Origin of the sequence: Asaccharospora irregularis DSM 2635 (assembly GCF_900129815.1) — a bacterium.
In the GTDB taxonomy this organism is placed as follows: Bacteria; Bacillota; Clostridia; order Peptostreptococcales; family Peptostreptococcaceae; genus Asaccharospora; species Asaccharospora irregularis.
Map to the genome: position 1 here is coordinate 1 of NZ_FQWX01000049.1, position 12,344 is coordinate 12,344.

A 12,344-nucleotide genomic window follows, 5' to 3' on the forward strand; every position below is an offset into this window, starting at 1 on the left:
ATTTCAGAAATGCTATCAAAGGATTTAAAAGACTGTCCTTCATGCTTTAGAACAAGCCTTAAATCTTTGAAGGATAAAAAACAGTACGTATTAAATGCACTAATTACAAAATATACAAATGCTAGAGTTGAGGGTAAGAATAATACCATTAAAGTACTCAAAAGAGTATCCTTTGGATTTAGAAGTTTTAAAAATTTAAGATTAAGAGTATTACTAAGAGAAAAAATACAAGTAATTTAAAAACAGCATCTATACATGAAAACTGTATTAGATGCTGCCTTTAAAAATTAAATATTGACTTCATCAACGTTATTTGACAAAGAGCCGTTAAATTTAACGAAAATATTAAATTTAACAGTTTATTTAATTAAAATATAGCTAAGGTGATATATTTACAAATATTAAACAAAAGGCAAATAGTTTGTATATAGTAAGCCTAATATAGTATAATACATAGTGTAAATAATTAAGAGGCTATCAAGCAGGAGGATAGAACTGTGTTGGATACAAATTCTTTTTTTAATGGTTTTTTTGATATAGTATTTAGAATGAGTATATACGATTTAATTGATATAACTATAGTAGCCTATATTTTTTATAAGATATTTATGTTTATAAAGAATACTAGGGCAGAGCAAGTTTTGAAAGGAATAATAATTTTACTAGTAGCTACTGAACTTAGCAAAACATTTAAATTACATACACTATACTGGCTATTAGTAAACGCTTTAGAGTTAGGGTTTATAGCAGGAATAATAATTTTTCAACCAGAACTTAGAATGGGGCTTGAACGTATAGGTCAGGCTAACTTTAAATTTTTTGGTAAAGGTGCAAATACATCAGGTGAAGAGCTTAGTGAAATGATAGAGGAAATTGTAGAAGCCTTATATTCATTGTCTAGACAAAGAATAGGTGCGCTTGTGGTGATGGAAAGAGAAATTAAATTAAATGATATAATAAATACAGGGACGATATTGGATTCAGAGATATCAAGACAGTTGCTTATAAATATATTTATACCAAATACGCCTCTTCATGATGGGGCAGTTATAATTAGTGAATCTAAGTTAAAAGCAGCTGCATGCTTTTTACCATTAACAGAGAGCAAAGACTTAAGCAAGGATCTAGGAACTAGACATAGAGCTGGTATAGGTGTAAGTGAGGCTTCAGACTGCATAACATTAATTGTTTCAGAAGAAACTGGAGGCGTTTCTATAGCTAAAGCAGGTAAATTATATAGAGATGTTTCTAAGGAGAGAATGACCAATATATTACGCAATAACTTAAGAACTAATGTAGAGCAAAAAAGTTTTTTCAAAGGTGGTATATTTAGATGATAAATAAATTAAAGAATAATACCAGAATAAAGTTAATATCATTTTTGAGTGCAATAGCATTATGGATGTATGTAATGGCAGTGGTAGACCCTGAAGAAACTAGAGTAATAGAAGACGTTCCAATATCAATAAGTAATATGAGTGAACTAAAGGAGAATGATCTTGTTATTTATCCAGAGACTGAATTGACAACGGATATAAAAATAACAGGCAAACTGTCAAATATACAAAAGGTAAAGAAGGATAGAATCCATATTTCTGGGCATATAAATGATCCTATAGAGGGAAACAATAAAATTTACTTGAGAGCTAATATATCTGAAAGAGTTAGTCATGAATTTAAAAATGATATAGAGATAGTAAATCTAGAGAAGAAAATTGAGGAGTTAAGAGATATAAATGTAACAGTTGAGGGTAGGTTAAAAGATAATATACAGGTTACAAAATTAAGTAAAGATACTGTTGAAATTTCAGGTCCTAGAAGTTTGGTAAAACAAGTTTCAGGTGTAGTTGGAGTATTAAATGTAGATGAGAAGAAAGATAGTTTCTCTCAAAAAGTAAAACTTGAGGCAATAGATAAAGACGGGAACAAAGTTGATAATGTAGAGATGAGTAGAGCATATATAAATGTAGAGGCTACACTATTAACACAAAAAAATGTTCCTATAAAGGTAAATTTTAGTAATACAGAAGAAGTTGATTACAATCCTGAAGACTATGAGTTTAGTAAAAACTCTGTACTTATTAAAGGTAAGAAGGAAATATTAGATACAATAGAATCTATTGAGACTAAACCGGTAAACTTAAAAGATATTAATGCGTCATCTCCTAAAGATGCAATTTTAGTCATTCCAGAGGGAATTTTGGCGGGTGATAAATATATAACAATAAAACTAAAATCCACTGCAAAAAATAGTATTGAATTCAATTATAGTTATGAAGACATAGAGATAAGAAATGATACAGATAATGCTCAAACAGCCGATATGGATTCTAGTTCAACAGTAAAAGTTAGAATAGAAGATGCTGAGGATCTTAGTAATGTACTGAAATCAGATATAGTTCTATATATTGATTTAAGCGACAAAAAACTAGTAAACAACGAATACGAAATAAAGTATGATACTAGACATAAGTTTGATAAAGTAACGATAGAACCTAGTGTACTTGAAATGAAATAAATTAAATAAATAAAATGAATGAATATTTTGAAGATTCTCTAAAAAAGATGTAACAAGAATTTAAATAAAATTGACTTTGTTAATTTTATGTTTTTGTTGCATCTTATTTATTTTAGTTATATTATAAGAGTGAAAAGAGATTTATTTTATTTAATTTTATGACAAAATGAAAGAAAAAAATCATGATAAATAAGGAAAACGTTATTTATATAAAGGAAAAGCTTTCCCAAGAGAATACATTTTTAAAAGTTATGATTATTTATATATGAAAACCTTTCTTAAATATAATTAAATTCAAGCTTTTTAAGTAAATGTGCGGAGAATAGAAATTTAATCAGCAGATCTAAGTAGTATAATTTTTTGTAAAATCATTGTAAAATTATAAAGAAATATACAAATTCTTGCGTTATATATTAAATTGAAAGTATAATTTAATTAAAGATACAATTCAATCAGGAAATAGGAATATCGATTTAAAAATATCTAAGAAGAGGTGTTATTATGAGGAATTTCCAAGAAGTAATTAAATTTGCAAGAGAGAGAGGACCAAAAACTATATCTGTAGCTTGCTGCCAAGACAGAGAAGTACTTATGGCAGTTGAGATGGCTAGAAAAGAAGAAATAGCAAACGCTATTTTAATAGGTGATATAGAAAAAACTAGAGAAATAGCAAAAGATTTAGGTATAGATTTAAACAATTATGAATTAGTAGATATAAAGGACTTATCAGAAGCATCACTAAAAGCGGTTGAACTAGTTTCTCAAAAGAAAGCCGATATGGTTATGAAGGGGTTAGTAGACACGTCAATAATTCTAAAAGCTGTTCTAAATAAAGAAGTTGGATTAAGAACTGGAAATGTACTAAGCCATGTTGCGGTTTTTGATGTAGAAGGTTATGATAGACTATTTTTCATAACTGATGCAGCTATGAACTTAGCTCCAGACTTAAACACTAAAAAACAAATCATAGAAAATTCTTGTGTGGTAGCTCATGCACTAGATATAGAAACACCAAAAGTAGCGGCAATATGTGCAAAGGAAAAGGTAAACCCTAAAATGAAGGACACAGTTGAAGCTAAAGAACTAGAAGAAATGTGTGAAAGAGGCGAAATAAAAGGTTGTTTAGTAGGAGGACCTTTTGCACTAGATAATGCAGTATCTTTAGAAGCGGCTAAACACAAAGGTATAGATCATCCAGTTGCAGGAAAAGCAGATATATTATTAGCTCCAGACATAGAAGCTGGAAATATACTATATAAATCTTTAGTATTTTTCTCTAAAACTAAAAATGCAGGGGTTATAGTAGGTGCTAAAGCACCAGTTATACTAACTTCTAGAGCTGATAACGAAGAAACAAAGCTTAACTCAATAGCATTAGGTGTACTAATGGCAGCTAAGGCTTAATATATTATAGGGGGTAGACAATATGAGTAAAGTATTTAAAATATTAACAATAAATCCTGGGTCGACATCGACTAAAATAGCAGTATTCGATAATGAAGATTTAGTTTTCGAAAAAACTTTAAGACACTCTTCAGAGGAAATAGGAAAATATGAAAGAGTATCAGATCAGTTTGAGTTCCGTAAAGCAGTTATTGAAGAAGTATTAGAGGAAGCTGGAGTTAAAATATCTGATTTAGATGCTGTAGTAGGTAGAGGTGGACTTTTAAAACCTATAAAAGGTGGAACTTATGAAGTAAATGAAGCTATGATAGCAGATTTAAAAGTAGGAGTTTTAGGAGAGCATGCTTCAAACCTAGGAGGAATAATTGCTAAAGAAATAGGAAATGAAGTAAATATTCCTTCATATATAGTAGACCCTGTTGTTGTAGATGAAATGAATGAAATAGCTAGAATATCAGGTATACCTGAGATAAATAGAGCAAGTATATTCCACGCATTAAACCAAAAGGCTATAGCAAGAAGATATGCTAAAGAATCAAATAAGGAGTACAAAGAATGTAACCTTATAGTAGCCCACATGGGTGGAGGAATATCAGTTGGAGCACATGAAATGGGAAATGTAGTAGACGTAGCCAATGCATTAGATGGTGAAGGACCATTTTCACCAGAAAGAAGTGGTGGTTTACCAGTAGGAGATTTAGTTAAAATGTGTTTCAGTGGTAAATACACACAAGACGAAATAAAGAAAAGAATAAAAGGAAATGGTGGACTAGTAGGATACTTAAATACTAATGATGCTAGAGAAGTTGAAGGAAGAATAGAAAACGGAGACGAAAAAGCTAAATTAGTATATGAGGCTATGGCTTATCAAGTATCTAAAGAAATAGGATCATGTGCAGCAGTTCTTAAAGGAAAAGTTGATGCTATCCTTTTAACTGGAGGAATAGCGTACTCAAAAGGTTTTACAGCTATGATAGAGGACAGAGTGAAGTTTATAGCAGATGTTAAAATTTATCCAGGAGAAGACGAAATGATAGCTTTAGCTCAAGGAGGACTTAGAGTCCTAAATGGAGAAGAAGAGGCTCAAGTTTATGATAAATAATGATAAAAGAATAAGAATTATAACAGGGCATTATGGAAGTGGTAAAAGTGAATTTGCTATAAATTATGTTACTAAGTTAAGAAAATTAGTAACAGGTAAGGTTGCACTTTCCGATTTAGATGTAGTTAATGTATATTTCAGAACAAGAGAGAAGAAAGAATTACTTAAGTCTTTAGATATAATACCTATAGATAGTTCTATTCACGCACCAAACTTAGATGTACCAGCAATATCAGCACAAGTAATGACTCCGATGAATGATAAATCTTATAACTATGTTGTAGATTTAGGTGGAGACAATGTAGGTGCACGAGTAATGGGTAGATTTAGTGATTTAATAGAAGAAAATGACTATGATATGTTTTGTGTAGTAAATGCAAATAGGGAGAAAACTCAAACTTCACAAGAAGTTATCGAATATATAAAGGCAATAGAAAAGGCTTCTAAATTAAAGGTAACAGGGCTAATAAATAACACTCACCTTTTAAAATCTACTACAGTAGAAGATGTTTTAAGAGGACAAGAAGTTGTTAGAGAGGTTTCTAAAGAATTAAACATACCTATAAAGTATGTAGCTTGTTTAGAACATTTAGTTGAAGAGTTACCAAAAGATTTAGAGGGCGAAATATTCCCAATAAGTCTTTATATGAGAGAAACTTGGATGATGTAGTTTGGGCTCAAATATATAGAAGGTTTTAAGGAGGCTTATACAAATGGCTAAAGGAAGAGTATCTTTTAATGAAGACCGTTGTAAAGGTTGTGGATTATGTATAGAAGCATGTCCAGTAAATATTTTGGCAATAGACAAAGACAAAATCAACAACAAGGGTTATAACCCAGCTGTAATTGTTGAAGAAGAAAAGTGTATAGGATGTGCAAGTTGTGCAACTATGTGCCCAGATGTAGTAATAACAGTAGAAAGAGACTAATTAAAACAATAATTAATTAATAATTAATAATTAATAAGGGGGATTTTTAATGGCTAAGATACTTATGAAAGGTAACGAAGCATTTGGAAAAGCAGCTATAGAAGCAGGTTGTAAATACTTCTTCGGTTACCCAATAACTCCACAAAGTGAATTACCAGAATACTTATCTAGAGAATTACCTAAGATAGGTGGAGCGTTTGTTCAATCTGAATCAGAAGTTTCTGCAATAAACATGGTTTATGGAGCAGGAGGAGCAGGGGCAAGAGTAATGACATCTTCATCTTCTCCAGGGATTGCGTTAAAGCAAGAAGGTATAACTTATGCTGCAGGAGCAGAAGTACCATGCGTTATACTTAACGTAATGAGAGGTGGCCCAGGACTAGGAACTATACAACCATCTCAAGCTGACTACTTTATGTCAACAAGAGGAGGGGGAAATGGGGACTATAGAACTCCAGTATTCGCTCCAGCTACAGTACAAGAAGCTGTTGATATGATAATGGAAGCCTTTGATATAGCAGATTACTATAGAACACCAACTATGGTACTTGCAGACGGTATGATAGGTCAAATGATGGAGCCAGTAGAATTTAAAGCTCCAGCTAAAAAAAGAGAATTAGCTCCTAAAGATTGGGCAACAGTTGGAACTAAAGGAGAAAGACAACCTAACGTAATAAACTCTCTATACTTAGAACCAGAAAAATTAGAAGAACATTGTTGGAAATTAGATAAAAAATTCAAAGCTATAGAAGCTAATGAAGTTCAATATGAAATGTATCAAACAGAAGATGCTGACTTAGTATTCGTAGCATATGGAACTACTTCAAGAATAGTAAAAAGTTCAATAGATTTATTAAGAGCGGAAGGAATAAAAGTTGGACTTATAAGACCTAAAACATTATGGCCTTTCCCAACTGAAGCATTTAATCAAATACCTAATGCTAAAGCTTTATTAACTGTAGAAATGAGTTTAGGACAAATGGTAGAAGATGTTAAATTATCAGTTGAAGGAAGAGTACCTGTTCATTTCTATGGAAGACCTGGAGGAATGACACCTTCTCCAGCTGAAATAGCTAAAAAAGCTAAAGAAATATTAGAACAAGAATTAGCTACAGGAGGTGCTAGATAATGTCTGTTGTATTTAAGAAAACTCAAGCTTTAACTGATGCTCAAACTCACTACTGTCCTGGATGTACTCACGGTATAATACATAGACTTGTAGGTGAGGTTTTAGAAGAAATGGGTGTAATTGGAGATACTATAGGTATAGTTCCAGTTGGATGCTCAGTTTTAGGATATAAATATTTTAACTGTGACACACAAGAAGCAGCTCATGGTAGAGCACCAGCAGTTGCTACAGGTGTAAAAAGAGTTCATCCTGATAAAGTAGTATTTACTTACCAAGGTGATGGAGACTTAGCTTCAATAGGTGCAGCTGAAATAGTTCACGCAGCGGCTAGAGGAGAAAAAATAACTACTATATTCGTAAACAACACTACTTACGGTATGACAGGTGGTCAAATGGCTCCAACTACTCTAGTTGGACAAAAAGCTACTACAGCTCAAGAAGGAAGAAATGCTGAAACACAAGGTTACCCAATAAGAGTAAGCGAAATGTTAGCTACATTAACTGGTGCAGTATTTGTAGAGAGAGTTACAGTTGATACTCCTGCTAATGTTAGAAAAGCTAAAAAAGCTATAAGAAAAGCTTTTGAAGTTCAAAGAGCAGGAATAGGATTTGGTATAGTAGAAGTTCTATCTACTTGCCCAACTAACTGGGGATTATCTCCTAAAGATGCCTTACAATGGTTAAGAGATAATATGATGCCATATTATCCATTAGGTAACTTTAAAGATGTCGATCTTAATGGGGAGGTGAAGTAATATGTCTACAGCTAGAGTAATATGTGCAGGTTTCGGTGGCCAAGGTGTTATGTCTATGGGACAATTACTTACTTATGCAGGAATGTTAGAAGGTAAAGAAGTTTCTTGGTTACCATCATATGGACCAGAAATGCGTGGGGGGACAGCAAACTGTGCTGTAACTGTATCTAGTGATCCAGTTGGTTCTCCACTTATAACAGATGATGCAACTGCTGCTATATTAATGAACTTACCAGCTTTTGAAAAATTCCAAAAGGATGTTGTTCCAGGGGGAAAAGTATTGGTAAATAGTTCACTAATAGATGCAAAAGTTTCAAGAGATGATGTTGATGCATATTATATACCAGCAAATGACCTTGCTATAGAATTAGGAAACCCTAAAGTTGCAAATATGATAATGTTAGGAGCTTACCTAAAAGTATCTGAAACAGTAGATTTAGAATCAGTTTTAGAGGCATTTAAAAAGGTATTTGGACCTAGAAAAGAAAAGTTTGTACCATTAAATAGAGAAGCTTTACAAAAAGGTATGGACGCGGTAAAATAAGTAAATAGAAATAAATGATAAGATATAACTAAAAAGTGTCAAAAAAAAGACAATAGAATTATTCTATTGTCTTTTTAGTTCATAAGTATTATTATATTTTTATGACTAAAGTGTTAAAATATAATAATATTTTGTAAATTTAAATTATACTTTTAGACAATAAGTTTGTTTTTGAAGGTTTGTAGTAAATTAGTTGACATTTGATTTAGCGATGACTGATAAAATAAATTGTTTTTTTTATGCAAAATAATAGAACACCCTATTATAGATAAGAATATATTATACTTAACGGATGCTTCGATTATGAAAGGAGATTTTTCATGAGGAAATATTTTGGTACAGATGGAGTAAGAGGAGTAGCTAACACTGAACTAACATGTGATATAGCGTACAAACTAGGTAGAGCTGGAGGATATGTCCTAGCTCAAGGAGACCATAGAGTAAAAGTTGTGGTAGGTAAAGATACTAGAATATCTGGAGATATGCTAGAGTCATCTTTAATATCAGGGCTTATGTCTGTTGGGTGTGATGTTATTACAGTCGGAGTAATACCTACACCGGCAGTTGCATATTTAATTAAAGAATACGGGGCTGATTGTGGAGTAGTTATATCTGCATCGCACAATCCATTTGAATACAATGGAATAAAGTTTTTTAATAAAGATGGATATAAGTTAGCAGATGAAGTAGAATTAAAAATAGAGGAATATATAGAAGATATAGATAAAATAGAATATCACCCAATTGGATCAAAATTAGGTAGAGTGATAAAACAAGGAGATCCACAAAGGGATTATATAGAGTACTTAAAGAGTATAATAGATGTAGATTTTAAAGGATTAAAAGTTGTTTTAGACTGTGCAAATGGAGCATCATATGAAGTTGCACCAATAGTATTTGACGAACTAGGAGCTAGTGTTATAACAATAAATAGTAATCCAGATGGAATCAATATAAATGATAAATGTGGATCCACACATACTCAAAGTTTACAAGAGGCTGTATTAAAGCATCATGCCGATTTGGGACTTGCGTATGATGGAGATGCAGATAGATTAATAGCTGTAAATGAAAAAGGTCAAATTGTTGATGGCGATCATATAATGATTTTAAGTGCAATATACTTGAAAAAAGAAAAAAAATTGGCTAAAGATACATTAGTAGTTACAGTTATGAGCAATATAGGACTTAGAATAGCAGCACAACAACATGGGATAAATCTTGAGACTACAGCTGTAGGAGATAGATATGTTCTAGAAGAAATGATAAAAAGTGGATATAATCTAGGAGGAGAGCAATCAGGGCATATGATATTCCTAGACTATAATACAACAGGTGATGGAGTTCTAAGCTCACTAGTTCTTGCAAAAATAGTACTAGAAGAAAGAAAAACTTTATCTGAACTTGCATCAGTTATGGTTGAATATCCACAAGTATTAGTAAATGCTAGAATAAAGAATGAAAATAAAAATAGATACATGGAATACCCAGAAATAAAATCAGAAATAGAGAGAATAGAATCTATATTGGATGGTTGTGGAAGAGTTTTAATAAGACCATCAGGAACAGAACCATTAGTAAGAGTTATGTTAGAGGGTAAAGAGAAAGGTCAAATAAAAGAATTAGCAACAAACTTAGCTAAACTTATAGAAGATAAACTATCGTAAGTTAAAAAGTGAATACTAAAAATAGGTATATAATTTCCTAAAACTAAGAAAATAGTAATAGGAGTGAAATGCTAATATTTATATTAGTATTCACTTTCTAAGCGCCAGAACTTGGTTAATGACAAACAGTAATTAAGTAATATTGTAACTAAGTTGACGAGGACAGAGTTAATCGAATTATCGGCGGATGCTCTGCGGTGCGTTTACCACCGAAGAACTTCTTCAAATCATAGGAGTGATCTTATGGACAAAGAGGAGTTTGAGTAAACTTATATGACCTAACTCTAAAAAATATAAAAAAATAATATTTTTAGGAGGACACAAATATGTGTGGAATAGTTGGATATTTAGGAAATAGAAAGGCTGCAGAAGTTATAGTAGACGGACTTTCTAAAATGGAGTACAGAGGATATGACTCGGCAGGTGTTGCCATTCATAATTCTGAGGAGTTAGAGATAAGAAAGTTTAAAGGAAGACTTTCTGTTCTTGCAGACGATCTAAAAGAAAACAAAATTGATGGAGGACTAGGAATAGGTCATACAAGATGGGCAACTCATGGTGAGCCGTCTGATGTGAATTCACATCCTCATTACAATCAGGATAAGACAATAGCTGTTGTTCACAATGGAATAATAGAAAACTATATGGAATTAAAAGAAGAGCTAGAAGCTGAAGGAGTTAAGTTAATATCTCAAACAGATACAGAAGTAATAGCTCACTTAGTAGATAAATACTATGAAGGAAACCTACTAGACGCTGTATATAAGACTATAGGAAGACTAAGAGGGGCATATGCACTAGGAGTTGTATGCAAAGACAGTAAAAACGAATTAGTAGCCGTTAGAAAAGACAGTCCACTAGTAGCAGGAATAGGAAAAGGTGAAAACTTCGTAGCATCAGATATACCAGCTCTATTAAAATACACTAGAGATGTATATTTACTAGAAAACGGTGAAGTTGTTCATATGAAAGACGAGAATATGACTATCTATGATTCAAATAGAAATGTTGTAGACAAGGAGATATACCATGTTACTTGGGATGTAGAAGCTGCATCTAAAGGTGGATATGATCACTTTATGGAGAAAGAAATACATGAACAACCAAAAGGAATAAAAGAGACATTAGAAAGAAGATTAGACGACCAAGGAAATATAAAATTAGACAGTATAAACATATCTAAGGAAGATTTAGATGGAATTAATAAAGTATATATAGTAGCCTGTGGAACAGCTTACAATGCAGGATTACTTGGTAAATATGCTATAGAGAAATTTGTTAAAGTACCAGTAATATGTGATATAGCATCAGAGTTTAGATACTCAGATCCATTTGTAGATGAAAATACACTGCTTATACTAGTTAGCCAATCAGGTGAAACTGCAGATACATTAGCAGCACTAAGAGATTCAAAAGCTAAGGGAGCTAGAATACTATCTATAACTAACGTTGTAGGTTCTTCTATAGCTAGAGAGTCAGATGATGTATTCTATACTTGGGCTGGGCCAGAAATAGCAGTTGCATCAACTAAAGCATATACAACTCAAATAATTTCTCTATACATGGTAGCTTTAGACTTCGCTATCAAAAAAGGAACTATAACTGAAGAGTTCTACAAAGAAATGATAGCTAAAATGAAAGAATTACCTGACAAGATAGAAGAAGTATTAAGTAATGAAGAACACATAAAAGAACTTGCTAAAACAGTTTCAGGAAAAGAGGACGCATTCTATCTAGGAAGAGGAGTAGATTATAACCTAGCGATGGAAGGTTCATTAAAACTAAAAGAAATATCTTATATACATTCAGAAGCATTTGCAGCTGGAGAGTTAAAGCACGGTACAATAGCTTTAATAGAAGAAGGAACACCTGTAATAGCTATAGCGACTCAAGAGGCGCTATTTGAAAAAATGGTATCTAACATGGAAGAAGTAAGGGCTAGAGGAGCTTATGTAATAGCTATAGCACAAAACCATAATACTACTGTTGAGAAGGCATCAGATAAGGTAATTTATATACCAAATTCAGATGATATCTTATCACCAATATTAGCTGTTATACCTATGCAGTTATTAGCGTACCATGTTTCAAAATTAAGAGGCTGTGATGTAGATAAGCCAAGAAACTTAGCTAAATCAGTAACAGTTGAATAGAAATATTTATATTTGATATAAAGAGGGTTATCTCCGAGGAATAGATTTTATTTGGCTGTATAATATTTAGCGTTGATGGTAATAAAAAATCCATAATTGTCGTTAGACAAAAATGGACTAATTACTATCAGCGCTATTATTTT

The 12,344-nt window shown here is 32.1% G+C and carries 12 protein-coding genes; all 12 read left to right on the forward strand.

Features of this window, described 5'->3' with window-relative positions:
• Window positions 1-240 (forward strand): transposase (locus BUB34_RS11955; protein WP_143153387.1); only part of this gene is annotated, 240 nt, incomplete at its 5' end.
• Window positions 241-497: 257 nt separating this feature from the next.
• A complete protein-coding gene (cdaA, locus tag BUB34_RS11960) occupies window positions 498-1,337 on the forward strand; it encodes a diadenylate cyclase CdaA (RefSeq protein WP_143153388.1) in 840 nt (279 codons plus the stop codon).
• A complete protein-coding gene (locus tag BUB34_RS11965; protein WP_073127597.1) occupies window positions 1,334-2,518 on the forward strand; it encodes a CdaR family protein in 1,185 nt (394 codons plus the stop codon). Before cdaA ends, BUB34_RS11965 begins: the two co-directional genes overlap by 4 nt.
• 501 nt (window positions 2,519-3,019) lie before the next feature.
• Window positions 3,020-3,922: a phosphate butyryltransferase gene (gene ptb, locus BUB34_RS11970; RefSeq protein ID WP_073127599.1), complete on the forward strand. Its 903-nt coding sequence runs from the start codon at window positions 3,020-3,022 to the stop codon at window positions 3,920-3,922.
• A gap of 22 nt (window positions 3,923-3,944) precedes the next feature.
• Entirely contained in the window at window positions 3,945-5,024 is a 1,080-nt protein-coding gene (gene buk, locus BUB34_RS11975; RefSeq protein ID WP_073127601.1) for a butyrate kinase, read from the forward strand.
• Complete coding sequence (locus BUB34_RS11980) at window positions 5,014-5,694, forward strand: ATP-binding protein (protein ID WP_073127603.1); 681 nt, start codon at window positions 5,014-5,016, stop codon at window positions 5,692-5,694. The genes buk and BUB34_RS11980 overlap by 11 nt, the downstream gene beginning before the upstream one ends.
• Window positions 5,695-5,737: 43 nt before the next feature.
• Window positions 5,738-5,953: a 4Fe-4S dicluster domain-containing protein gene (locus tag BUB34_RS11985; protein WP_073127604.1), complete on the forward strand. Its 216-nt coding sequence runs from the start codon at window positions 5,738-5,740 to the stop codon at window positions 5,951-5,953.
• 49 nt (window positions 5,954-6,002) lie between these two features.
• On the forward strand, window positions 6,003-7,082 hold the full coding sequence (locus BUB34_RS11990) for a 3-methyl-2-oxobutanoate dehydrogenase subunit VorB (protein ID WP_073127606.1): 1,080 nt from the start codon (window positions 6,003-6,005) through the stop codon (window positions 7,080-7,082).
• Complete coding sequence (locus BUB34_RS11995; protein ID WP_073127608.1) at window positions 7,082-7,837, forward strand: thiamine pyrophosphate-dependent enzyme; 756 nt, start codon at window positions 7,082-7,084, stop codon at window positions 7,835-7,837. Before BUB34_RS11990 ends, BUB34_RS11995 begins: the two co-directional genes overlap by 1 nt.
• A 1-nt stretch (window position 7,838) precedes the next feature.
• The gene (locus BUB34_RS12000) at window positions 7,839-8,381 is read left to right on the forward strand and encodes a 2-oxoacid:acceptor oxidoreductase family protein (protein ID WP_073127610.1); all 543 of its coding nucleotides are present in this window, start codon (window positions 7,839-7,841) and stop codon (window positions 8,379-8,381) included.
• Window positions 8,382-8,701: 320 nt separating this feature from the next.
• Window positions 8,702-10,048: a phosphoglucosamine mutase gene (glmM, locus tag BUB34_RS12005; protein ID WP_073127612.1), complete on the forward strand. Its 1,347-nt coding sequence runs from the start codon at window positions 8,702-8,704 to the stop codon at window positions 10,046-10,048.
• A 326-nt stretch (window positions 10,049-10,374) separates the two neighbouring features.
• Complete coding sequence (gene glmS / locus BUB34_RS12010) at window positions 10,375-12,201, forward strand: glutamine--fructose-6-phosphate transaminase (isomerizing) (RefSeq protein WP_073127614.1); 1,827 nt, start codon at window positions 10,375-10,377, stop codon at window positions 12,199-12,201.
• Window positions 12,202-12,344: the final 143 nt, after the last annotated feature.